The sequence below is a fragment of the Paraconexibacter sp. AEG42_29 genome (assembly GCF_040581415.1).
GTDB lineage: Bacteria > Actinomycetota > Thermoleophilia > Solirubrobacterales > Solirubrobacteraceae > Paraconexibacter.
The window spans coordinates 1,671,024-1,693,355 of the sequence record NZ_CP114014.1 but is presented as its reverse complement, the minus strand read 5'-3'; the positions used below and the strand labels follow the sequence as shown (position 1 = coordinate 1,693,355).

The following is a 22,332-nucleotide window of genomic DNA, read 5'->3' as shown; positions in this document are numbered from 1 at the left end:
GCCGGTCGAGGCTGCCACACTGGGGTGATGGACCACCCGTCCTCCACCCCGCCGCCCGGCTGGCTTCCGCCGTCCCCACCGCCGGGGGCGCGTCCGCTCACGGGCACCGGGGTCGCGAACAACGCGGCGTCGACCACGCCGTACCTCGATTCCGCGCCGTCGTCCGGGACGGCGTTCGGCGAGCCGCAGCGCCCGTGGTGGCGGCGGCTCGGCGGTGCGCTCTTCGCGCTCGGGCTGCTGATCCTGAAGTTCGGCAAGGTCGCGCTGCTCGCGATTCCGAAGCTGAAGATCCTGACGACGTCCGGCACGATGCTGGTCAGCGTCGCGGCCTACTCGCTCATCTGGGGCTGGAAGTTCGCGCTGGGCTTCGTGGTCCTGCTGTTCGTGCACGAGATGGGCCACGTCATACAGCTGCGGCGCGAGGGCGTGGAGGCCAGCGCGCCGGTCTTCATCCCGTTCATGGGCGCCGTCGTCTGGGCCAAGTCCCTGGGCGGCAACGCCCTCGCCGAGGCCCGCGTCGGCCTGGCCGGCCCGATCCTCGGCTCGCTGGGCGCCGCGGCGTGCATCCCGATCGCGGAGGCGAGCGGGAACGAGATGTTCCGGGCCCTGGCGTTCACCGGGTTCTTCCTGAATCTGTTCAACCTACTGCCGGTCGTTCCCCTTGACGGCGGCCGCGCGATGGCGGCGATGTCCCCGTGGATGTGGTTCGTCGGCTTCTTCGGGATCGTGCTGCTCGTGTTCCTCGTCCCGAACCCGATCATCATCCTGATCGCGCTGTTCGCCGGGCTCGAAACCTACCGGCGGTGGAAGACCTACCGCGCCGGCGGGGACGAGCAGCGGGCCTACTACGACGTGCGTCCCCGCGACCGCATCCTGGTCGCCGTCGTCTACCTGGGCCTGATCGCGCTGCTGGTCTGGGGCATGGACGCGACGCACCTCGAGCGGGACTTCGGCGACGCCTGACCCTTCGCGGGCTGAGACACATCGGGACCTCGCGCGCTGGTGCATGCCATGCATGCACTGGCGCGTAAGGTCCCCCCGCGACTACGCGTCACGCCGGCGCCGGGACGCCGTGACGGGCGACCACGCGGTCGTAGTTCAGCCGCATCAGCGTGATGACGATCGCGACATCCTCCGGTCCGGCGATCCGTCGTGCCGCCCAGCCGGGCTTGTCGATCGGGTGCTTCTGGACGATGCCATCGCGCATGAGCTCGTCCCAGACGCCGCGGGGGAAGCCGAAGTGGGCCACGCGGTCGCCGTGGAGGTGGCCGATCTCGCGCCGGCCCAGGCGGAACGAGAACTCGCCGCGCGAGCCGTACTCCGTGGTGATGCCGGGCCAGGCGGTGACGGCCTCGGTGACGGTGTGGTCAGGGATCTCATGTGTGGTCATGCAGCGACCGTAGAACCTCAAGTGAACTTGAAGTCAAGCGCGGATCGTGGTGCGATGTGCGGCATGACACAGGTGCTGACCATCGGGGAGGTCGCGACGCGCAGCGGTGTCGCCGCTTCGGCGCTGCGGTTCTACGAGGAGCGCGGGCTGATCGAGTCCGACCGGGCCGGCTCCGGTCATCGCCGCTATCCACGGGCGGTGCTGCGCCGGATCGCATTCATCGTCTTCGCACAGCGCGTCGGGCTGAGCCTCGACCAGATCGCGGGCGAGCTCGCCAAGCTGCCGACGGACCGGGTCCCCACCGGCAGGGACTGGTCGCGGCTCTCCGGCCCCTGGACCGAGCTCATCGATGCGCGCATCGCCGAGCTCGAGCGGCTGCGCAGCAGCCTCGGCGACTGCATCGGGTGCGGCTGCCTGTCCCTGGCGCGCTGCCCGATGGCGAACCCGTACGACCGCGCGGCCGGACACGGCCCGGGTCCCCGCTTCTGGCTCGGCGACCGGCCCTGAACGGGAGGCGCCCGGAACGCTCCTGCTACCGCTCGGCGTCGCGGAGCTGGCGCTGGACGTCCCGCGCCATGTCCTTCTTCTTGATCGACTCGCGCTTGTCGAACCGGTCCTTGCCCCGGCCCAGCGCCACCTCGACCTTGGCCTTGGACCCCTTGAAGTAGACGCGGGTCGGGATCAGCGCGTACCCCTTCTCCTTCGTCTCCGCGACCAGCTTGTCGATCTCCTTGCGGTTCGCGAGGAGCTTGCGCACGCGCTCGGGGTCGTGGTTGTCGCGCGCCGCCGGGCCGTACGGCGGGATGTGGACGTTGTGCAGGAAGAGCTCGCCCTCGCGGATCAGGACGTAGCCGTCCTTGAGCTGGATGGTGCCGGTCCGGATCGCCTTGATCTCGGTCCCGGTCAGGACCATCCCGCACTCGAGCTTGTCGGTGAACTCGAACCGGAACGACGCCTGCCGGTTGCTCGCCACGTCGCCTTCGTTGATCTTGCGCTTGCCGCCCTTTGCCACATGTCCAGCCTAGACCTTAAACGCCGCGAGACGCCCGGAGGGCGCCTCGCAGCGTGGGGAAACAAGCTGGTACTCCGGAGCGGTGAAGGTGTCCCCCCTGCACCACGCCAAGCTGGTTGTCCTCGCAGGGAATGTCATCGGCGTCCGGCGCCGGAAGCTGAGTAGGACAACTGTCCAGGGCCGTCCGGCCCGGGAGCTACGAGAGGTCGAGGTCGACGCGGCCCCGCGGCGCGTCGATGCGGTGCACGCTCACGGTGAAGGCGTCGCCGAGGCGGATCGACTCCTTGCTGACCGCGCCGGACAGGATCGTCCCGGCCTCGTTCAGGTTCCACCAGTCCCCGTGCATGCGGCGGACCGGGAGCATCCCTTCGTACCCGCCAGGCGCCCTCGAGTCCGGCCCCCCGAAGCTGACGAACGCGCCCGCCTCGATGATGCCGACGACCTCACCGGGGAACGGGCGGCCCGTCCCGCCGGAGCCCTCGAACAGCTCGCGCTCCAGGAGGAAGCAGCGCGCGACGTCATCGGCGGCACGCTCGATCTTCATGGCGTCCCGCTCGCGGGCGGACGTCGTGACGGCGGCCTCATCCATGGCGCTGCCGCGCGGCGCGTCCTCGCCCGCGCCGATCGCGCTCAGGAGCGCCCGGTGGGCGATCAGGTCCGGGTAGCGACGGATCGGGGAGGTGAAGTGCGCGTAGTGGGTCAGCCCGAGGCCGGCGTGCCCCAGGTTCTTCGGCGCGTAGTGCGCCTGCTTCAGGGAGCGCAGCAGCAGCGACGTCAGCGCCCGCCGGCCGTGGCCCGTCCGCGTGGCGTGCTGGTCGATGAGGCGGGACGCCTCGACGATCGCGCGCGCGGCGATGTCCGGGGTGATGTGCTCGGGGACGGCGGGCGTCGCCACGTCGAGGGACGCGAGCTGCTCGACCAGGCGCTCGACGCGGGCGCCGTCCGGCTTCTCGTGCACGCGGTAGAGCGACGAGACCGACCGGTCGGACAGCAGCCGCGCGACGGCCTCGTTCGTGGCGACCATCAGGTGCTCGATCAGCGTGTGCGACTCGGTCTGGACCCCGACCTGCGCGCCGTCGACGTGCCCGGCCCGGTCGAAGCTGAACTGCGGCTCGGCGGACTCGATGCTGAGCGCGTCCCCCGCGCGGCGCGACCCGAGCGCGGCAGCGGCGCCGCGGGCGGCGGCCAGCGGCTCGGCCCACGGCTCCTCCGCACGCTCGATCCCCGCGAAGATGCGGTCGACCCGGTCGTAGTCCAGACGCTGGTCGGAGCGGATCGTCGACCGGAAGAAGCGCGCCTTCACGACGCTGTCGCCGCGCACCTCGAGCTCGGCGGTGACCGCCAGGCGGTCGACGTCCTGCCGCAGCGAGCACGCGTCGTTGCTCAGCTGCCCCGGCAGCATCGGCTCGACCTTGCCGGGGACGTAGACGCTCGTCGCCCGGCGGTAGGCCTCGCGGTCGACGGCGGAGCCCGGGCGGACGAAGGCGCTGACGTCGGCGATGTGCACCCAGACCCGCCAGTGTCCGGGCGCGATCGCCTCGGCGCTGATCGCGTCGTCGAAGTCCTTCGCGGTGACCGGGTCGATCGTGAACGTCGTCAGCCGGCGCAGGTCCTCGCGTGCGGCTCCACCGATGTGGTCCAGCTGCCCGGCGCGGCCGGCGTCACGCGCTTCCTCCGCGGCCTTCTCGACGCCGGGCGGAAAGCGACGGGCGAGGCCGCGGTCCAGCATCAGCGCCTCGATGACGACCGACGCGTTGTCCGGTTTGCCGAGGACCCGCAGCACCTTCGGCGCGCCCCGGGCCGACCGCGGGGTCTGCAGCAGCACCAGGTCGTCCGGGCCACCGTCCCGGGCCCGCTCGATCGGGATCCGCGGCCCACGGGCGAAGAACGGGACGGCGCTCAGCTGGCGGCCGCGGTGCTCCAGGCGGCAGACGACGGTCTCGCCGGCGGCGGCGGGCTCGGCCTGGCGGCTGCGCCCGCTGGTGCGCGGCGCGGCGGGGCGCTCGACGGGACCCCCCTCGTCGCCCCGTCCGGACGCGGACGGCCGGTGCGCGCCCGGCTTGCGGGCGGACTTCGGACCGCCGGACGATCCGGCCGCGGCGCCCTTCTTGGGACCGCCCGGTCCCGTGCCCTTGCGGTGGGCCTTCTTCTTCTTGCTCGCGGGCTTGGAGCCGCCGGGCGGGCCCTTGCGCTTGCCCTTCCCGTCTCCACTCATTTATTTCGCGGACTGCCCGGCGACCACGGACAGCGCCGTGTCGAGGGCTTCGTCACGCGTCTTGGTGTCGGGGTCGTCCTCGACGTCGACGTCCGGCGCGATGCCCGCACCGGTGTTGACGCTGGACCCCGCGGTGACGCCCTTGCCGCCGACGTTGCGGCCGCTCGGGGTGAAGTACTGGCCGGCGGTGATGTCGAGCGCGCTGCCGTCGGGCAACTCGATGATCTGCTGGAAGACGCCCTTGCCGAACGTCCGCGTCCCGATGATCTCGGCGCGCTTGGTGTCCTGCAGCGCACCGGCGACGATCTCCGACGCGCTCGCGGTGCCCTTGTTCACCAGGACCACGACCGGCTGGGTGGGCGCGACCGGGTCCCCGGTGGCGTTCAGGGTGCTGGACTCGACGGCGCGGCCCTTGGTCGTGACGATCGGGCCCGAGCGGATGAACGCGCTGGCGATCAGCTGGGCCTCGCTGACGAGGCCGCCGCCGTTGCCGCGCAGGTCGAAGACGAACCGGTCCGCGCCCTGCTTGATGAGCTTCTCGAGCGCGGCGTAGACCTCGGCGTGGGCGCCGGGGCCGAACTGGGACAGGCTCACGTAGCCGACCTTCTTGCCGTCCTCGCGCACGAGCTTGGACTCGACCAGCGGCTGCTTGATGGTCGCGCGCGTCGGCGTGATCGTCTTCGTCTTGCCCTTGCGGCGGTAGGCGATCTTGACGGTCGTGCCGATCGGGCCGGTGATGATCGACGCGGCCTTCTTCACGGTCAGCCCCCGCAGGCTGCGGCCGGCCGCCGTGGTGAGGACGTCCCCGATCTGCAGGCCGGCGTCCTTCGCGGGCGAGTCGGGGTAGACCTTGACGATCAACAGGCCGTCCTTGTCGGTGTCGACGGCGACGCCGATCCCCGAGAACCGCGGGCTCTGCTCGCGCTGGAAGGCCGCGTACTCCTTGGCCGTGAAGAAGTTCGAGAAGCGGTCGTCGAGGCCGGCGACGATGCCCTTGATCGCCGTGTCCGAGACCTGCCGGTCGGTGATCTTGCGGTAGTAGACGTCCTGGACCTTCTCGATCGCGTCGGCGATCCGGTCGGTCTTGTCGTCGACGACGGCGTCCCGCGCGAACCCGGGCAGGAACTGCGGGTGCCCACCGAGCCACATGCCGCCTACGAGGACGACGAGCACGATTGACACGGTGGGGATGAGACGGCGGACGGTGCTCACGGTGAGGGGACGGCACAGGCCGCCCCTGTCAGGCTAGCTGGTCAGACGCGCAGGAAGCGCCTGAGCGACAGCCCTGCGCCCAGGCCTGACACAGCGACGCTCGCCACGAGCAGGAGCGACACGAGGAGCCCGAACGAGATCGTCTCCGGTGAGGCGATCAGCGCGAAGTCGCTGGTGAGCGGATCCACGAGGGCGATCTTGCCGACGCCGAGCAGCATGATGGCCACGACGCCGCCGAGCGCACCGAGCACCACGCCCTCGATCACGAACGGCCAGCGGATGAACCAGTCGGTCGCGCCGACGAGCTTCATGACCTCGACCTCGCGGCGCCGCGAGAAGAGCGACAGGCGGATCGTGTTGGAAATCAGGAGGATCGAGGCGATCACCAGCAGGAAGGCGAGCGCGAACATCGCGAGCTTCACCACGCGCGTGGCGGTGAGGATCTTGCCGGTCTGGTCCTTGCGGTTCTCGACCTTCTCGATGATCGGGTCGATCGAGGTGCGCGAGCCGGACGCCGACAGCGGCGCCAGCTCGTCCCGCAGCGCCAGGGCGTTGTCGGCCTTGTCCGGCGTGACGCGGAAGGTGTCCGGCAGCGGGTTGGACCCAAGCAGCTGGTAGGCCTCCGGGTTGCGCTTCTTCTCCTGCTTGTAGGCCTGGTCCTTGGAGACGAACTGGACCTTGCCGACGTGCTTGGTCTTGGCCAGGAGGGCTTCGACGCGGTCGACGTCCGCCTTCTTGGCGTCGGTCTTGAGGAACACGTCGACGAGGACGCGGCCACGGACCTCGTTGGCCGCGCCGGTCGTCGCCTGCACGACGGGGATGAAGACGCCGAGCACGAGCACCGTCACGACGACGGAGGCCACGGCGGCGAAGCTGGGGATGGCGTTGCGGTTGACGGACCGCATCGCCTCACGGAGGAAGAACGAGAAACGCATGTCTGAAAGAGGCTCCGGCCTAGAAGGCGTCGTCGAAGAGGTCGCCGGGATCCGGCAGGCGGCGCGGGGCAGGCGCGGGCTCACCGCGCATGAGAGCGCCGAACTCACCCGTCGACACCTCGCCCTCGCGGTAGGCGCCCGTGAGCTCGTCGCGGACGACGCGGCCACCGGCCAGCTCGATCACGCGGCGGCGCATGCGGTCGACCATGGCGTGGTCGTGCGTCGCGACGAGGACGGTCGTCCCCGTGCGGTTGATGCGGTACAGGAGCTGCATGATCCCGATCGACGTCTCGGGGTCGAGGTTGCCGGTCGGCTCGTCCGCGATCAGCAGCGGCGGGTGGTTGACGAACGCGCGCGCCACGGCGACGCGCTGCTGCTCACCGCCGGACAGCTGGTCGGGGAAGTTGTGCAGCTTCGTCGACAGGCCCGTCAGGCGCAGGATGTCCGGCACCTTCGCGCGGATGTCCTTGCGGGTGCCGCCGGTCACCTGCAGCGCGTACGCGACGTTGTCGTGCACGGTGCGGTTCGGGAGCAGCTTGAAGTCCTGGAAGACGATCCCGAGGTTGCGGCGGTAGTACGGGACCTTCTTGCGCTCGAGCTGCGAGAGGTCGTGGCCGGCGACGCGGATCGTGCCCCCGGACGGCTCGTGCTCCTTGATCAGCAGGCGCATGATCGTCGACTTGCCCGAGCCGGTGTGGCCCACGAGGAAGACGAACTCCCCGCGCTGGATCGAGAACGTCGCGTCGTCGAGACCCGTGTCCCCGGACTCGAACTGCTTGGAGACGCCACGGAACTCGATGACGTTGGGGACCTGCTGGTCCGGCCGCGCACGAGTGCGCTCGAGGTTTCGGGCATGCCGTTCGGAGATGGCCATCGTCGACCGAGGTTAGCCGTGCCCTCCTGCTTTCCCTGCACGACGCCGCCCACTGCAAGACGGGTTGCAGGCTGACATTCATAGACTGGCCGCATGCCCGAGATCCGCACCGAGACGCTCGCCAACGGCCTGCCCCTGCACCGTATCGGCCTGGAGGGGACGAAGGCCACGACGATCCTCGTCGCCTTCGACGCCGGCGCCCGCACCGAGCGCCCCGAGGAGAACGGCATGGCCCACTTCCTCGAGCACCTCGTGTTCAAGGGCGGCCAGAAGTACGACGACTACCGCAAGGTCAACGAAACCGCCGAGCGCATGGGCGGCTCGCTGAACGCGTACACGAGCCACGACCTCGTCGCGTTCCACATCACGGTCCGCGCCGAGGCGACGATGGAGGCGCTGGACCTGCTCAGCGACTTCGTCGGCCGTCCGCTGATCGACGCCGAGGAGCTCGACAAGGAGCGCGGCGTCGTCATCCAGGAGATCGCGCGCTACGCCGACCAGCCCTCGGCCGTCGCGGAGGAGCTCATCGACCGGGCTGCGTTCGGCGACCACCCGCTCGGCCGTCCCGTCCTGGGCCCCGAGGAGCACCTGCGGACGTTCACGCGCGACGGCATCGTCGCCTTCCGCGACCGGCGCTGGGCCGGGACGCGCGGCGGGGCGTTCGTGGTCGGCAACGTGTCCCACCTGGCCGAGGGCGCGGCGACGCACGAGCTCTTCGAGCGCTTCCCGGACGTCGCGCCGCCCGAGTCCTTCGAGCCCGCCCCGGCGTTCGACCCCAAGGTCCTGGTGACGCAGCGCGACTCGAACCAGTCGCACCTTCGGCTGAGCTACCGCCCGGACGTCGACGTGAGCAACCCGAAGGAGCGTGCCGCCCTGAGCATCTACTCGACCCTGCTCGGCGGCTCGATGGGCTCGCGGCTGTTCGACGAGATCCGCGAGCAGCGCGGGCTCTGCTACTCGGTCTACTCCGTGGCGCACGCCTATGCGGACACCCCGGTCCTGCAGATCGGCTCGGGCCTGGAGTCCGGCAAGTGCGCCGAGGCGTTCACGCGCATCAAGGAGATCGTCGCCGAGCTGCACGCCGACGGGCCGAAGGAGGAGGAGGTCGAGCGGGCTCGCGCGTACACCGCCGGCCGCCTGGTCCTGGGCTTCGAGAACACGAACGCGGTGGCGCGCACCGCCGCGAACCAGACGATCGTCTACGGCGACCAGATCGACCCCGACGTCCACATCGCGCGGATGGACGCGGTCACCTTCGACGAGGTCGCGGACATCGCCCGGCGCGTGGACCCGACGACGCTGGCGATCGCCTGCGTGGGCCCGCACGAGGCGTCCGAGTTCGGCTGAGGCGGCACACGGTTCCGGCGGGCGCGACGGAGAGACGCTCCTTCGCGCGGACAGGGCGGTGATGCTCGCGTGGGTGGGTAGGTGGCGCTGACGCCGAGGACCGTCGCGGTCGTGGCGGCTGTGGGAACGGCGGGCCGGGACGGGGTCGGCGCTTGCCTGCCGCAACGGCCGGGTCCCGGGGCGCGAGCCTGGTAGCCGTCCGCTGTCAGGTTGTGCACCTCATCATGGGCAGAACCTGACAGCGGGTGTGGCCGGCGCCACCGGCCGGCCGCCGAGCGTCGGTCGACGTGCTCAGCGGACCACGACCCGCGTCGAGCCGCTCGCCACGCTGAACGACTTCAGCGTGGTGACCGGGCTCTTGGCGACCAGCGTCGACGCCGGTGAGCGGAACGCCACGTCGAGGCGGTCCGCGGTCGCCTCGACGACCATGTAGCCGCGGCGCTCGGTGTTCAGGTAGGCCAGGTGCGGGTTCGTCGCGGGCAGCAGCGCCAGCGCGCCGGCGGCCGGGCCGAAGATGTCCGACAGCCCGAGGGAGCTGACCGAGCCGCCCACGAACTCGGTCCCGACCGGGGTGCCCGACGCGCGCCCGGTCGTCGTCATCGTCCCCGCCGCGTAGGTGTGGATGTCGCCCGTCAGCGCGACGAGGTTCTTGATGCCGTTGCTGCGCGCGAAGTTCAGGAGCTCCGCGCGCTCGGCGGCGTACCCGTCCCAGCCGTCCTGGTTGACGGCCAGGCCCGGTGCCGCGTCGAGGCTCATCAGCATGACCTCGCTGGCCCACAGCTTCCACTTGGCCTTGTCGGACCTCAGCGCGTTCTTGAACCACGTCTTCTGCTTCGCGCCGAGCATCGAGGATGCGGGGTTCGATCCGTCCAGACAGGGGGCCAGCAGCGCGTCGTTGCAGGGCTGCGGCGTGCGGTACTGGCGCTGGTCGGTGAGGAAGACCGTGGCGTTCGCACCGAGCGGGATCGACCCGTAGATGGTCGTGTCGTTCGCCTTCCGGATCCGCGGCATGTACTCGAAGTACGACAGGTAGCCCGCGCGCTGGCGCTCGGCGAACGGCACCCGGCGCGGGTACTCGTTGTCGTTCTCGAGGTTCTCCGGGTCGGTGCTGGCCGAGTCCGGCCGGTCGCCGGCGTAGTTGTCCTCGACCTCGTGGTCGTCCCAGATGGACACGAACGGGTGTGCGGCGTGCATCGCGATGAGGTCCGGGTCGCTCTTGTAGAGGCGGTACTTCGCGCGGAACTCGGCCAGCGTCTGCACGTCGCCGTCCTTGTTGGGGCCGGTGGTGTCCTTGCGCTCGGCCGGGCCGTCGTAGAAGTGGTGCTCGTAGATGTAGTCGCCCAGGTGCAGGACGAGGTCGAGGTCCGGCTCGGCGGCCAGCCCGGCGATCGCGGTGTAGTAGCCCGCCTCGTAGGACTGGCAGGACAGGACGCCGACCCGGACCGGCTCGGCGGAGTCGGCGGGCCGCAGCGTGCGCAGGCGGCCGACCATGGAGTCGGTCTTCTTCGTGTGGAAGCGGTAGAAGTACTCGGTCCCCGGCTTCAGGCCCTTGACCTGGGTCCGGGCGGTGAAGTCGCGCACCGAGGACGCCGTGACCTGCTTGCGCTGGACGACCTTGCGGAAGCCCTTGTCCGTGCTGATCTCGAGCGTGATGAGCGAGCTCTTCGCGAGGTCGTCGACCCGCGTCCACAGCACAGCACCGGTCGTGTTCGGGAAGCCGGACGACACCCCCAGTGAGAAGCCGCCGCGCGTGGCCACCGGGACCTTCGGCCTGGCCGCCCGGAAGCCCTTCGCCAGGGCGCTGGGCCCGTCGAGCAGGACGGCGCCGGCGGTCAGCGCGCTGCCCGCCACGAAGCCGCGGCGGGTGTGGTCGGTCAGCATGGGCGCAAGTCTGGCACGCCCGTACCGCTCTCGTTGTCGCTTCTGCGTGAAAGTGGCGCGCTGCGGGGTCGGCTATGCGTTGATCGAGACCATGCGCTCGATCGGGATGCGCGCCTTCTCTGCGATCGCGGGGGCGACCTTGACCTCGCCGGACAGGTCGCGCAGGCAGTCGCGCAGCTTCGGCAGCGTGATCATCTTCATGTAGCGGCAGCTGGCCTTCTCGTTGGCCGCGATGAAGTTCACGTCCGGCGCCGCCTGCTGCAGCGGGTACATCATCCCGACCTCGGTCGCCATGATGACCGTGCTGCCGTCGCCCTTGTGGTCCTCGGCGTACTGCAGCATCCCGCCCGTCGAGAGCATGTGCACCCCGGACGCGTCGACGTCCCCGGCGGCGACGTACTCCATGACGCTCGTCGAGCAGCCGCACTCCGGGTGGATCAGGAAGTCGGCGCCGGGGTTGGCGGCCCGGACGTCCTCGATGTCCGACGGACGGATGCCGGCGTGCACGTGGCACTCGCCGTCCCAGACGTGCAGCGGGCGGCCGATCGTCTTCTCGACGTAGGCGCCGAGAAACATGTCCGGCCCGAAGAGGATCTCGGTGTCCTGCCCGTGCTCGCGGTAGATGTGCTCGACGACGGCGACCGCGTTGGACGAGGTGACGCAGTAGTCGGTCAGCGCCTTGATCTCGGCGGTGGTGTTGACGTACATCACGGTCTGCGCGCCGGGATACTTGGCCTGCCAGTCGCGCAGCTCGCCCGGGGTGATCGAGTCGGCGAGCGAGCAGCCCGCGTCGACGTCAGGGATCAGGACCTTCTTGTCCGGACACAGGACCGACGCGGTCTCGGCCATGAAGTGCACGCCGCAGAACGCGATGACGGACGCCTCGGACTTCGCGGCCATCTGGCTCAGGCCGAGCGAGTCGCCCACGTAGTCGGCGACGTCCTGGATCTCGGGCAGCTGGTAGTTGTGCGCGAGGATCACGGCGTCGCGCTCCTTGGCCAGCGCGCGCACCTCCGCCTGGAGGGCCGGGATCGATTCGAGGGTCAGGAGCTCGCTCATCATCGGGCCTTCTCTGGAGTCAGGATCAGGGACAGATCGAGCGTCGGAGCCGAGTGCGTGAGCGCCCCGACAGAGATGAACTGTACTCCCGTCTGCGCGATCGCCCGGACCGTGTCCAGGTTCACGTTCCCGCTGGCCTCGGTCTCGGCGGCACCGGCGATGTGCTGCACGGCGGCCCGCAGCTGCGCGACGGACATGTTGTCGAGCAGGACGCGCGGCGCCCCGGCCTCCAGCGCCTCGTCGACCTCGGCCAGGTTGCGGACCTCGGCCTCGACGAGGACACCATCGCCGGCGTGGGCCCGGGCGGCACGCACAGCGGCACCGACACCGCCCGCCATCGCGGAGTGGTTCTCCTTGATGAGCACGGCGTCGAACAGGCCGATGCGGTGGTTGCTGGCCCCGCCCGCGACCACCGCTGCCTTCTCGAGCAGCCGCAGGCCCGGGGTCGTCTTGCGCGTGTCGAGGATCGTGGCGCCCGTGCCGTCGACCTCCCGCACGTAGCGCGCAGCCATCGTGGCGACGCCGCTCAGGCGCCCGAGGATGTTCAGCGCGGTCCGCTCGGCGGCCAGCAGCGCGGCGGCGTCCCCCGCGACCTCGAAGACGGGCCCGTCCTCGCGCCAGACGCCTTCCTCGACCAGGGTGGTGAAAGCCGCGCCGGGGTCCGTCTGGCGGAACGCCTCCGCCGCGGCCGCCAGGCCGTAGATCACCCCGGGCGCCTTCTGCCGGACGCGTGCCGTTGCCCGGGTCCCCGGCGGCACGGTGGCCGCGCTGGTGAGGTCCCCCGTCCCGACGTCTTCGGCGAGGGCGCGCGCGACGAGGTCGGCGATCAGGGCGGGGTCGACGGCGGGGCTGACCATGGGACGCGGAAGGATAGGACCTCGGGTGGTTATCTAGGGTCTGTCCCATGCGTGCCCTGATGCTCCGTGACACCGTCGGCCCGAGCGGCCTGAAGATCGAGGACGTCCCCGTCCCCGAGGCGCAGGACGACATGGTGCTGATCGACGTCCGCACCGCCGGGGTCGGCTTCGTCGACATGCTCATCACCAAGGGCGAGTACCAGATCAAGCCCCCGTTGCCGTTCATCCCGGGGATGGAGATCGCCGGGACGGTGCGCAGCGCGCCGGCGGGCTCGTCGCTGGTCGTCGGGCAGCGCGTGGCGGCGATGACGTTCACCGGCGGCTACGCCGAGGTCGCGGCCGCCCCCACATCGCTGACCTTCCCGCTTCCGGACGGCGTGGACGACGTCACCGCGGCCGGTGCCGTGATCAACGCCGGGACCGCGCACCTGGGCCTCGTGCGCCGTGGACGCCTGGCCGCGGGCGAGACGCTCCTGGTGCACGGGGCGGCCGGCGGGACGGGCCTGGCGGCGATCGGCGTGGCCAAGGCCCTGGGCGCGCGCGTGATCGCGGCAGCGTCGACCGACGAGAAGCGCGCGGCGGCCCTGGCTGCGGGGGCCGACGAGGCGATCGACAGCACCGGCGAGTGGGGCGCCGCGGTCAAGGAACTGACCGGCGGCCGCGGGGCGGACGTCGTCTGGGACCCGGTCGGCGGCGACGTGGCCGCGGGCTCGCTGCGCTGCATGGCGCCGGAGGGCCGGCTGCTCGTCGTCGGCTTCGCGGGCGGCACGATCCCCGAGATCAAGGTGAACCGGCTGCTGCTGCGGTCGCACGACGTGGTCGGCGTGAACTACGGCGGCTTCATCGCCGCCGACCCCACGTTCCCGGCCCGGACCGCCGCCGAGACGTTCGGCTGGATGGCCGAGGGCCGCATGCACCTGGACGCCGGCCCGGCCGTCCCGCTCGAGCAGGGCCCGGCCGTGCTGCAGGGCTTCGCGGACCGCACGGTCGTCGGGAAGCCGGTCCTGCAGGTCGCCTGACGCGCGCCCCGGCGGCGCCGAGACCCGACCAGCATCGGACTCCGGGTCTCGGCCGTCCGGGGGCGCGGTGGGTGTCGGCCGCGCAGCGCTAGGTGCGCAGGACGTGGATCGTCTGCAGCTGCGGGTCGCTGGCGCCGTGCAGGCGTGCGCCGCCGGCTAGGATCGCCTGCAGGTAGGCGACCACCGGCGCCGTGACGCGCTCCCCAGGGAGCAGCGCCGGGATGCCAGGCGGGTAGCCCGCGATCGACTCGCAGGACACCCGCCCGATCGCGTCGGCGATCGGCACCTGCTCCGCCGGGCCCAGGAACGCCTCGCGCGGCGGCACGACGGTCTCGCTGGGCGGCGCCGCCGGGGGTCGGACGACGGGGCCGCGGGCATCGCCGTGGCGCGCGATCCGGCCGACCGTCTCGTCGAGGTCGCCGGCCACGCGGTCGAGCGCGACCGCCGACTCCGCCAGGCCCACCACGAGCACGATCGTCGCCGCGGTCGCAAGCTCGACGTTTCCGTCGTAGGCACCGCGCAGCGCCTCCGCCACGTCGTAGCCGCTGCGGCCGGTCTCGCGCACGTCCAGCACGATCCGCAGCGGGTCCCAGGCGGCGATGCCCGGCCGGCCGACGAGCTCAGGGCCCAGGACGCGCAGGCCCGCCGTCGCGGCCAGCTTCGTCCGCGTGCGGTCGACGACCGCGAGCGTCTCGTGCAGGAGCGCCTCCCCGTGGACCGCGAGCTGCCGCCGCGCGGCGTCCAGCGAGGCCATCAGCAGCGACGACGGCGACGTGGACCGCACGAGCCGCATCGCGCGGGCGACCGCCTCGGCGTCGACCCGTCCCGACGCCGACAGGTGCAGCATCGCCGACTGCGTGAGCGACCCGGCGATCTTGTGGGTGCTGGTAAGGACCGCGTCGGCGTCCAGCTGCAGCGCGCTCGCGGGGACGTCCGGGTGGAAGCCGAAGTGCGGCCCCCAGGACTGGTCGACGACGAGCGGCACCCCGGCCGCGTGCGCGACCTCGGCCAGCCCGGCGATGTCCGCGCACATGCCGTAGTAGGTGGGCGACACCACGAACGCCGCGGCGGCGTCCGGGGTGGCCGTGAGTGCAGCGCGCAGCCCGTCCGGCGTGACGCCGTGCGCCATGCCGAGCGCGTCGTCGACCTCAGGGTGCACGAAGGTCGGCAGCCCGCCGCTGAGGACCAGCCCGTCGACGATCGACGCGTGGGAGTTGCGCTGGCAGACGACGCGGGTGCCGAGCGGCGCCAGCGCCAGCATCAGCGCGTGGTTGCCCTGCGTCGCGCCGTTGGTGAGGAAGAACGTCCGCGCCGCGCCGTGCGCCTCGGCGGCCAGTGCCTCGGCCTGCTCGTACGGCGTGGGCGACGTCCCGAGGTCGATCCCGTGGATGTCCTGGGGGACGTCGAGCGCCAGCGCCCGGTCGCCCAGCGCGTGGCGGAGGGCCGGATCTGCGCCGCTGCCGCCCTTGTGCCCGGGGACGTGGAAGCGGCCCGAGCCCCGCAGGCCGTAGGCGAGGACCGCGTCGAAGTACGGCGCGGTCGGCTGCCGCGGATGGATGTGGTCGCCGGCCGCGCCCGCGCCCCCGGCCCCGGCCGCGGATCCGTCCCCGTCCGCGCCGCCGGCCCCGGGCATCGTGGCTAGGCCCCGTCCCCCGCCGGCGCGGCGTCGGCGACCCCGGCCCGGCGCAGCAGCTCGGCGCGGATGAAGTTGTCGAGGTCGCCGTCCAGGACCTTCGTAGGGTCGCCGACCTCCACGTTGGTGCGGTGGTCCTTGACCATCGTGTAGGGCGCGAGCACGTAGGAGCGGATCTGCGAGCCCCAGCCGACGTCCTGGACCTCGCCCTTCTCCTTGGCGATCTCCTCCATCCGCTCGCGCTCGCGCAGCTCGACGAGCTTGCCGCGCAGCATCTTCAGCGCGGTCTCCTTGTTCGCGGTCTGCGAGCGCTCGTTCTGGCACTGCACGACGATGCCGGACGGGCGGTGGGTCAGGCGGACGGCCGAGTCGGTCTTGTTGACGTGCTGGCCGCCGGCGCCGGACGCGCGGTAGGTGTCGACCCCGACGTCGTCCATGTCGATGACGATCTCCCCCACGTCGTCAATGACGGGCGCGACCTCCAGGCCGGCGAACGCCGTCTGCCGGCGCGCCTGCGAGTCGAACGGGCTGATGCGGACCAGGCGGTGGACGCCCTTCTCGGCGCCGAACAGGCCGTAGGCGTTCTCGCCCTCGGCCCGGAAGGTGGCGGTCTTGATGCCGGCCTCCTCCCCCGCGCTGGCCTCCAGCAGTTCGACCTTGAAGCCGCGGGCCTGGGCCCAGCGCATCTCCATGCGCAGGACCATCTCCGCCCAGTCCTGCGCGTCCGTGCCGCCCGCGCCCGCGTTGACGGTGACGAGCGCGTCGCCGCCGTCGTACTTGCCGCTGAACAGCCGCTCCTCTTCGAGGGCGGCGATCCGCGACTCGACCGACGCGATCTGCTCGGTCAGCTCGCCCGCCATCTCCTTGTCCTCGAGCGCCATCTCGGCGAGCGCCTCGAGGTCCTCGGCATCCGCAGTCAGGGTCGTGAAGGCCTCGGCCTTGCGGGACGCGCGCGCGTGCTCGGCACTGACCTTCGCGGCGGCGTCCGAGTCGTCCCAGAAGCCCGGCTCGCCCATCTGCGCCTCGAGCTCGGCGGCGCGTGCCTGCAGCGCGTCGGGGTCGATGCCGTCGTGCAGGACCACGAGCGCGGACTGGATGGCCGCAATGCGCTGGGAGACGGTCAGATCACTGGAAGATGGGGCGGCCATGGCTCGTCCGAGGGTATCGTCGGAGGCGTGAACCCGCTGATCGACGCCGTCCTGCTCCCGTCCCGGCTCGCGCTGCGGACGCTCGACGATCTGCACACCCTGGCCACCACGGCTGAGCGGGCGGTCGATCTGCTCGAGCGGCTGGAGGCGAAGGCCGATCGGATCGAGGGGCAGCTCGACGTCCTGACCGCGCTCGGCAACCGCCTGGAGCGCGGCGCGAGCGACATCACGGCGCTCGGCAGCCAGTTCGAGCACCTGGGCGACGCGCTGCTGGCCGAGGCGCGGTCGACCCAGGCCGTCGGCGCCGAGATCGCGAAGCGCGGGGCCGAGATCGCGGCGGCGCTCCCGCTGCTGCAGCGGGCGCTGGACCTCGGCGAGCCGCTCGAGGGCGCGATCGAGCGGGCGGGCCGGATCGTCGACCGCCTGCCGGGCGGCCGCGGGCGACACGGCCCGGGCGGCGTTGCGCAGCAGGGCGGTGGCGGCGCCGGCGGCAGCGTGGGCGGCCCGCCGCCACGCGGCACCTGAACGGTCCCCCGACCCGCCATCCTCAAGCGGGATGCGCACCTGGTCCCACGCGGACTTCCCGTTCCCCCTCCCCGCCGGGCATCGCTACCCGCTGGGCAAGTACCGGCTGCTGCGGGACACGCTCGTGAACGACGGGACGCTGCGGGCGGCGGACGTCCTGACCCCTGAGGCGATCTCGTGGGCGGCGCTGGGCACGGTCCACGAGGACGCGTTCCTGGAGCGCCTGCGCACGGGCGCCCTGGAGCGTCGCGAGTCCCGCGTGCTGGGCCTTCCGTGGTCGGCGGAGCTCGTCGAGCGCGCGCGCCGCGGCACGCAGGGCACGCTGCACGCCGCCCGGGACGCCCTCGACGGCCAGGGCGTCGGGGTGATGCTGGGCGGCGGCACGCACCACGCCGGCCGTGCGAGCGCCCGCGGCTACTGCCTGTTCAACGACCTCGCCGTGACCGTGCTCGCCCTGCGGGCCGAAGATGCCGCGCAGCGCGTCCTGATCGTCGACTGCGACGTGCACCAGGGCGACGGCACCGCCGAGCTGCTCGGGCCGGACCCGGACGCGTACACCCTGAGCGTGCAGTGCGAGCGCAACTACCCGTTCAAGCGGATCCCCTCCGACCTCGATGTCGAGCTGCCGGCGGGGACGGGGGACGCCGCGTACCTGAGCGCGCTGGCCGACGCGCTGCAGGTGGCCGCGCGCGCCTTCGGGGTGCCCGACCTGATCGTCTACCTCGCGGGCGCGGACCCGTGGGAGGGCGACGGGCTGGGCCGCCTGGCGCTGTCGTTCGACGGGCTGGCCGCGCGCGACGCGCTGGTCCTGGACCATGCGGGGGCGGCCGGCGTCCCGATCCTCGTCACCCTCGCGGGCGGTTACCCGCCGGACGTCTGGGACGGCGTGCGGATCAACGCGCGGACCGTCCGCGCGGCGGTGGAGCGGGCGCGCGACGTCCCCCTCCCGGCCCCGCGCCCGACGTCCTGACGGATGCGACCGGAGGATCCGGCGGGCCAGACCCCCGCCATCCTCCGAGGAATGTTCAGCGGGTGGCCGCGGGGTCCTCGAGGTCGACGCTCGACGCCTCGGTGCGGGCGAGGTCGCCGGGACGGATGGCGCCGCTGCGCCCGCGCGAGACGTTCTGCAGCTGATCGGTGATCAGCCGCCGCGCCCGGCCGAGCGTCTCGTCGATCGCCCGGATCGATTCCTCGTTGTCGCCCCGCTGCGCGCAGTACTTCGCGACGACCAGGCCCTGCACGATGTTGTCGTTGATCTCGAGCGCCTGCCGCTCGCGATCCTCCGACGCGCGGGCCGCGCGGTCGAGGGCCAGGCTGGCCTCCGCCGCGAACAGCATGGCGGCGGTGCGGACGCGGTCGGGCAGGGCGCGCCGCGGCCGTGTCCACGCGACCGCCAGCACGGCCGCGGTCTCCCCGTCCCGCACGACCGGCTGCGCGAGCCCGATGATGTGCCCGCTCAGCCGGCTGCGGTGCCCGTCGTCCACGTCGTCGAGCAGCTCGACCGGCTCGCCGCCGCGGAACGCCCGCTGCATGCCCTTGCGGGCGGCGTCCCCCGCGAAGGCCATGCCGGCCTCCGAGGCGCCCGCCATCGCGGTGACCTGCAGCCCGACCTCGACCGGCTCGAGGAAGATGACGACGTCCGCCCCGGAGGAGCCCCGGAGCGACTCGCAGGTCGCCTGCGCGAACTCCTCCACGTCCGAGAGCCCGCCGGCCATCCGCGACACCGTCGCGAGGTCCTCCGACTGGGCCCGGATCGCCGCGGTCAGCCGACTGATCAGGAGCCCGCCGACGACGAGGGTGCCCGTGGCCATCAGCCAGTGCACACCCGGTGTCGTGTGGTCGGTCAGCCCGATCGTCAGCGCGCCGGCGTGCAGCACGATGCAGAAGCCGACCATGCCGGCCGCGATCCCCGTGCTGAAGAAATAGCAGGCGTACAGCGACACCCACAGGTACAGGAACGGGTAGGCGTCCGCGCTGTCCCCGCCGAAGATGACGCAGACGGTGACGAGGATCGCGCCGTGGGCGAGCAGGAGCCGCAGCGCGCCCACGCTGACGCGGCCCGAGAACCGGTACAGCAGGACGGCGACGATCAGCGCCAGCGTCCCCGGTGCGAGGACACCGAGCTCCTCGGTGTTGTGCGCGTGCGGAACGAGCACCGTCACGTTCGCCAGCGCGCCCCCGGCCGCGTACAGCACGGCCAGCGACCGCGCCATCGTGACGCGTTCGCTCGGGGTCGTGCCGAACGGCACGGCGGGGGAGGTGGCGGAGCGGCCCATCCGGAGATGCATCGACCGCACCGCCGCGGTCCTTTAGGTCAGGCGCCGTGGCACTTCTTGAACTTCCGGCCCGATCCGCACCAGCACGGGTCGTTGCGACCCGTCGTCTCGTGGCTGTCCAGCACGCGCTGCTGCACCGGGGCGGGCAGCTCCTCGCCGTCCGCGTAGTACGGCTCGCCGGCGACCGTGCCACCGGCCGCGGCGTCCATCAGGGCGCTCGGCTGGGTGGTGCCGACCCCGCCGGAGTAGTTCAGCCCGGCGGGCTGCCCCGCGGCGGACGGGAACACGGGGGGCGGAAGCTGCCCGGCGGCCTCCTCGCCCTCGCCCTCGATCTCCACCTCGACGTGGAAGATCATGCGGGCGAAGTCCGACCAGATGGTGTTCATCAGGTCGGTGAAGAGGTCGTAGGCCTCGTTCTTGTACGCGATCAGCGGATCGATCTGGGCGAATCCGCGCAGGTGGATGCCCTCGCGCAGGTAGTCCATGTCGTACAGGTGCTCGCGCCAGCGCTGATCGATGATCTGCAGCAGCAGGTAGCGCTCGAGCGCACGCATGAGCTCCTCGCCGAGCTCCTCCTCGCGCTTGTCGTAGAGCTTGATCGCGTCCTCGGCGAGCGTGTCGATCAGCGTCTCGCGGTCGACGCCGTCGAGGTCGATCTCGTCCTGGAGGAAGCTGACGGGCCAGACGTCCTGGATCGCGATCCAGAGGCCGTCGAGGTCCCAGTCCTCCAGGTAGTCGCCGGGGGTGTACTCGGCGATCGTGCGCGAGACCGCCTCGGCGATCTGCTCGCGGGCAGAGTCCCGCATGTCCTCGCCCTGGAGGACGCTGTCGCGGTACTCGTAGACCACGCGGCGCTGCTCGTTCATCACGTCGTCGTACTCGAGGACCCGCTTGCGGATGAGGAAGTTCTGCTCCTCGACCTTCCGCTGCGCCTTCTCGATCTGCTTGGACAGCATGCCCGCCTCGATCGGCTCCTCGTTGCCGTCCTCGTCGAGCGTGCCCATGCGGTCGAGGATCTTGTAGATCCGATCGCCCGCGAACAGGCGGACGAGGTCGTCCTCGGCGGACAGGAAGAACCGCGACTCGCCGGGGTCACCCTGGCGGCCGGCGCGGCCGCGCAGCTGGTTGTCGATACGCCGCGACTCGTGGCGCTCGGTGCCGACGATGAAGAGGCCGCCGGCGCCCATGACCTTCTCGCGGTTCTCCGTCACGCGGGCCTCGATCGCGGGGAGCACGGTCTTGATGTGCTCGGCGAAGTCCGGGTCGTCCGGCAGGATCCCCAGCTTGGTCTTGACCTCGAGCTCGGCGAGGTGCTCCGCGTTGCCGCCGAGCTTGATGTCGACGCCGCGGCCGGCCATGTTGGTGGCGATCGTGACGGCGCCCGGCTGCCCCGCCTCGGCGACGACCTCCGCCTCCATCTCGGCGTACTCGGGCTTCGCGTTCAGGACCGCGTGGGGAATGCCCTTGGCCTTCAGCTGGGCGCCCAGCATCTCCGAGACCTCGACCGAGATCGTGCCGACGAGGACGGGCTGGCCGTTGGCGTGGCGGACCGCGATCTCGCGGACCACGGCGCTCCACTTGCCGTCCTTGGTCTTGTAGACCTGATCGTTCTTGTCCATCCGCACCATGTCGCGGTTGGTGGGGATCTGGACGACGCCGAGCTTGTAGATCTTCATGAACTCGGTGGCCTCGGTGAGGGCCGTGCCGGTCATGCCCGCGAGCTTGTCGTACATGCGGAAGTAGTTCTGCAGGGTGATCGTCGCCAGGGTCTGGTTCTCCTCCTGGACCCGGACGCCCTCCTTCGCCTCCACCGCCTGGTGCAGGCCCTCCGACCAGCGGCGTCCGTCCAGGATGCGGCCGGTGAACTCGTCGATGATCTTCACGTCGTCGTCGACGACCGCGTAGTCGACGTCACGCTTGTAGAGCGACTCGGCCTTCAGCGCCTGGATCAGGTGGTTGACGAGCGGGCCGTTCTCCGCGCGGTACAGGTGGTCGATGCCGAGGAACTTCTCGGTCTTGGAGACGCCGCGCTCCGTGACGGCCACGGTCTTGTGCTTCTCGTCGAACTCGAAGTCGAAGTCCGCGATGAACTCCTTCTTCGTCCGCGGGTCCATGCCGTCCGGCGCCTTGCCGGACTCCATGACCTTCGCGAGCTTCGCGAACTGGATGTAGTGGTCGGCGGCGGCCTCGGGGGCGCCGGAGATGATCAGCGGGGTCCGCGCCTCGTCGATCAGGATGTTGTCGACCTCGTCGACGATCGCGAAGTTGTGCGTCGCGAGCGGGCGCCCGTCCTCGGTGTACCGGCCGCCGTGCTGCACCTTCTCGTCCAGCGACGTCGCCATGTTGTCGCGCAGGTAGTCGAAGCCGAACTCCGAGTTGGTGCCGTACGTGATGTCGGCGACGTAGCAGAGGCGCTTCTCCTCGGGATCCTGCATGTTCTGCAGGACGCCGACGGTGAGGCCGAGGAAGTGGTAGAGCGGCGTCATCCACTCGGCGTCGCGCCGCGCGAGGTAGTCGTTGACGGTGACGACGTGGACGCCCTTGCCGGCGAGCGTGTTGAGGATGACCGCGAGCGTCCCGGTCAGCGTCTTGCCCTCACCGGTCTTCATCTCGGCGATGTTGCCGCCGTGCAGCACCATCGCGCCGATCAGCTGGACGTCGAAGTGGCGCATGCCCATGCTGCGACGGCTGGCCTCGCGGGTGATCGCGAAGCACTCCGGCAACACGACGTCGAGCGCCTCGCCCTCGTCCTGGACGCGGGTCCGCAGCGCGAGGAAGCGCTCACGCAGCTCGTCGTCTGATTCGAGCTCCAGCTCAGGCTCGAAGGCGCCGATCGCAGCGACGCGCTTCTCGTACTGGCGGAACTGCTTGGCCTCGCCCATGTTGAGCGCGCGGTCGAGAAAGCCCATGGGTCCAGTGTAGACGTGCCCGCACCCGCCGCGCGGTCGT

At 71.5% G+C, this 22,332-nt stretch carries 19 protein-coding genes; 6 read left to right on the top strand and 13 right to left on the bottom strand.

The window, feature by feature from the left end; all coding sequences use genetic code 11:
- Window positions 1-27 precede the first annotated feature (27 nt).
- Window positions 28-963: a site-2 protease family protein gene (locus DSM112329_RS08175; protein ID WP_354701322.1), complete on the top strand. Its 936-nt coding sequence runs from the start codon at window positions 28-30 to the stop codon at window positions 961-963.
- A gap of 88 nt (window positions 964-1,051) precedes the next feature.
- Here DSM112329_RS08175 and DSM112329_RS08170 read toward each other — a convergent pair whose 3' ends face one another.
- Window positions 1,052-1,390 (bottom strand): luciferase family protein, encoded by a 339-nt coding sequence (locus DSM112329_RS08170; protein WP_354701321.1) that lies wholly within the window; start codon window positions 1,388-1,390, stop codon window positions 1,052-1,054.
- 63 nt (window positions 1,391-1,453) lie between these two features.
- On the opposite strand from DSM112329_RS08170, the gene soxR reads away from it, so the two are divergent.
- Window positions 1,454-1,897, top strand: a complete 444-nt coding sequence (gene soxR, locus DSM112329_RS08165; protein WP_354701320.1) for a redox-sensitive transcriptional activator SoxR — start codon at window positions 1,454-1,456, stop codon at window positions 1,895-1,897.
- Between the two features lie 25 nt (window positions 1,898-1,922).
- Here soxR and smpB read toward each other — a convergent pair whose 3' ends face one another.
- The 5 genes from smpB to ftsE all read right to left on the bottom strand — a co-directional run bounded on the left by smpB (window position 1,923) and on the right by ftsE (window position 7,638).
- A complete protein-coding gene (gene smpB / locus DSM112329_RS08160; protein ID WP_354701319.1) occupies window positions 1,923-2,402 on the bottom strand; it encodes an SsrA-binding protein SmpB in 480 nt (159 codons plus the stop codon).
- Between the two features lie 196 nt (window positions 2,403-2,598).
- Window positions 2,599-4,617, bottom strand: a complete 2,019-nt coding sequence (locus tag DSM112329_RS08155) for an RNB domain-containing ribonuclease (protein WP_354701318.1) — start codon at window positions 4,615-4,617, stop codon at window positions 2,599-2,601.
- Complete coding sequence (locus DSM112329_RS08150; RefSeq protein ID WP_354701317.1) at window positions 4,618-5,829, bottom strand: S41 family peptidase; 1,212 nt, start codon at window positions 5,827-5,829, stop codon at window positions 4,618-4,620.
- A 41-nt stretch (window positions 5,830-5,870) separates the two neighbouring features.
- A complete protein-coding gene (ftsX, locus tag DSM112329_RS08145) occupies window positions 5,871-6,764 on the bottom strand; it encodes a permease-like cell division protein FtsX (RefSeq protein ID WP_354701316.1) in 894 nt (297 codons plus the stop codon).
- Between the two features lie 19 nt (window positions 6,765-6,783).
- Complete coding sequence (gene ftsE / locus DSM112329_RS08140) at window positions 6,784-7,638, bottom strand: cell division ATP-binding protein FtsE (RefSeq protein ID WP_354701315.1); 855 nt, start codon at window positions 7,636-7,638, stop codon at window positions 6,784-6,786.
- Window positions 7,639-7,731: 93 nt separating this feature from the next.
- Here ftsE and DSM112329_RS08135 point away from each other — a divergent pair, with 93 nt between their 5' ends.
- A complete protein-coding gene (locus DSM112329_RS08135) occupies window positions 7,732-8,985 on the top strand; it encodes a pitrilysin family protein (RefSeq protein WP_354701314.1) in 1,254 nt (417 codons plus the stop codon).
- A gap of 291 nt (window positions 8,986-9,276) precedes the next feature.
- On the opposite strand, the gene DSM112329_RS08130 is transcribed toward DSM112329_RS08135, so the two are convergent.
- The 3 genes from DSM112329_RS08130 to nadC form a co-directional block, all read right to left on the bottom strand.
- Window positions 9,277-10,866 (bottom strand): alkaline phosphatase D family protein, encoded by a 1,590-nt coding sequence (locus tag DSM112329_RS08130; protein WP_354701313.1) that lies wholly within the window; start codon window positions 10,864-10,866, stop codon window positions 9,277-9,279.
- Between the two features lie 72 nt (window positions 10,867-10,938).
- Window positions 10,939-11,925 carry a quinolinate synthase NadA gene (gene nadA, locus DSM112329_RS08125; protein ID WP_354701312.1) on the bottom strand — a complete coding sequence of 329 codons (987 nt, stop codon included), beginning with the start codon at window positions 11,923-11,925 and terminating at the stop codon, window positions 10,939-10,941.
- Window positions 11,925-12,782, bottom strand: a complete 858-nt coding sequence (gene nadC / locus DSM112329_RS08120; RefSeq protein ID WP_354701311.1) for a carboxylating nicotinate-nucleotide diphosphorylase — start codon at window positions 12,780-12,782, stop codon at window positions 11,925-11,927. The genes nadA and nadC overlap by 1 nt, the downstream gene beginning before the upstream one ends.
- A 47-nt stretch (window positions 12,783-12,829) precedes the next feature.
- On the opposite strand from nadC, the gene DSM112329_RS08115 reads away from it, so the two are divergent.
- Window positions 12,830-13,801: an NADPH:quinone oxidoreductase family protein gene (locus tag DSM112329_RS08115; RefSeq protein WP_354701310.1), complete on the top strand. Its 972-nt coding sequence runs from the start codon at window positions 12,830-12,832 to the stop codon at window positions 13,799-13,801.
- An 88-nt stretch (window positions 13,802-13,889) separates the two neighbouring features.
- On the opposite strand, the gene DSM112329_RS08110 is transcribed toward DSM112329_RS08115, so the two are convergent.
- Both DSM112329_RS08110 and prfB read right to left on the bottom strand, forming a co-directional pair.
- Window positions 13,890-15,434, bottom strand: a complete 1,545-nt coding sequence (locus DSM112329_RS08110; RefSeq protein WP_354701309.1) for a DegT/DnrJ/EryC1/StrS family aminotransferase — start codon at window positions 15,432-15,434, stop codon at window positions 13,890-13,892.
- A gap of 5 nt (window positions 15,435-15,439) precedes the next feature.
- The gene (prfB, locus tag DSM112329_RS08105) at window positions 15,440-16,582 is read right to left on the bottom strand and encodes a peptide chain release factor 2 (protein ID WP_354701308.1); all 1,143 of its coding nucleotides are present in this window, start codon (window positions 16,580-16,582) and stop codon (window positions 15,440-15,442) included.
- A gap of 27 nt (window positions 16,583-16,609) precedes the next feature.
- Here prfB and DSM112329_RS08100 point away from each other — a divergent pair, with 27 nt between their 5' ends.
- Both DSM112329_RS08100 and DSM112329_RS08095 read left to right on the top strand, forming a co-directional pair.
- Window positions 16,610-17,107: a hypothetical protein gene (locus tag DSM112329_RS08100; RefSeq protein WP_354701307.1), complete on the top strand. Its 498-nt coding sequence runs from the start codon at window positions 16,610-16,612 to the stop codon at window positions 17,105-17,107.
- Window positions 17,108-17,138: 31 nt separating this feature from the next.
- On the top strand, window positions 17,139-18,077 hold the full coding sequence (locus DSM112329_RS08095) for a histone deacetylase (RefSeq protein ID WP_354701306.1): 939 nt from the start codon (window positions 17,139-17,141) through the stop codon (window positions 18,075-18,077).
- 55 nt (window positions 18,078-18,132) lie between these two features.
- Here DSM112329_RS08095 and DSM112329_RS08090 read toward each other — a convergent pair whose 3' ends face one another.
- Window positions 18,133-19,383, bottom strand: a complete 1,251-nt coding sequence (locus DSM112329_RS08090) for a GAF domain-containing protein (protein WP_354701305.1) — start codon at window positions 19,381-19,383, stop codon at window positions 18,133-18,135.
- 38 nt (window positions 19,384-19,421) lie between these two features.
- The gene (secA, locus tag DSM112329_RS08085) at window positions 19,422-22,292 is read right to left on the bottom strand and encodes a preprotein translocase subunit SecA (RefSeq protein ID WP_354701304.1); all 2,871 of its coding nucleotides are present in this window, start codon (window positions 22,290-22,292) and stop codon (window positions 19,422-19,424) included.
- Window positions 22,293-22,332: the final 40 nt, after the last annotated feature.

Coding starts and splice junctions, on each gene's coding strand:
- ftsE (WP_354701315.1), bottom strand. CDS start 7,638: ATGGCCATCTCCGAACGGCATGCCCGAAACCTCGAGCGCACTCGTGCG.
- prfB (WP_354701308.1), bottom strand. CDS start 16,582: ATGGCCGCCCCATCTTCCAGTGATCTGACCGTCTCCCAGCGCATTGCG.
- DSM112329_RS08115 (WP_354701310.1), top strand. CDS start 12,830: ATGCGTGCCCTGATGCTCCGTGACACCGTCGGCCCGAGCGGCCTGAAG.
- secA (WP_354701304.1), bottom strand. CDS start 22,292: ATGGGCTTTCTCGACCGCGCGCTCAACATGGGCGAGGCCAAGCAGTTC.
- DSM112329_RS08095 (WP_354701306.1), top strand. CDS start 17,139: ATGCGCACCTGGTCCCACGCGGACTTCCCGTTCCCCCTCCCCGCCGGG.
- DSM112329_RS08090 (WP_354701305.1), bottom strand. CDS start 19,383: ATGGGCCGCTCCGCCACCTCCCCCGCCGTGCCGTTCGGCACGACCCCG.
- DSM112329_RS08175 (WP_354701322.1), top strand. CDS start 28: ATGGACCACCCGTCCTCCACCCCGCCGCCCGGCTGGCTTCCGCCGTCC.
- DSM112329_RS08170 (WP_354701321.1), bottom strand. CDS start 1,390: ATGACCACACATGAGATCCCTGACCACACCGTCACCGAGGCCGTCACC.
- ftsX (WP_354701316.1), bottom strand. CDS start 6,764: ATGCGTTTCTCGTTCTTCCTCCGTGAGGCGATGCGGTCCGTCAACCGC.
- DSM112329_RS08155 (WP_354701318.1), bottom strand. CDS start 4,617: ATGAGTGGAGACGGGAAGGGCAAGCGCAAGGGCCCGCCCGGCGGCTCC.
- soxR (WP_354701320.1), top strand. CDS start 1,454: ATGACACAGGTGCTGACCATCGGGGAGGTCGCGACGCGCAGCGGTGTC.
- DSM112329_RS08135 (WP_354701314.1), top strand. CDS start 7,732: ATGCCCGAGATCCGCACCGAGACGCTCGCCAACGGCCTGCCCCTGCAC.
- nadA (WP_354701312.1), bottom strand. CDS start 11,925: ATGAGCGAGCTCCTGACCCTCGAATCGATCCCGGCCCTCCAGGCGGAG.
- DSM112329_RS08110 (WP_354701309.1), bottom strand. CDS start 15,434: ATGCCCGGGGCCGGCGGCGCGGACGGGGACGGATCCGCGGCCGGGGCC.
- nadC (WP_354701311.1), bottom strand. CDS start 12,782: ATGGTCAGCCCCGCCGTCGACCCCGCCCTGATCGCCGACCTCGTCGCG.
- DSM112329_RS08130 (WP_354701313.1), bottom strand. CDS start 10,866: ATGCTGACCGACCACACCCGCCGCGGCTTCGTGGCGGGCAGCGCGCTG.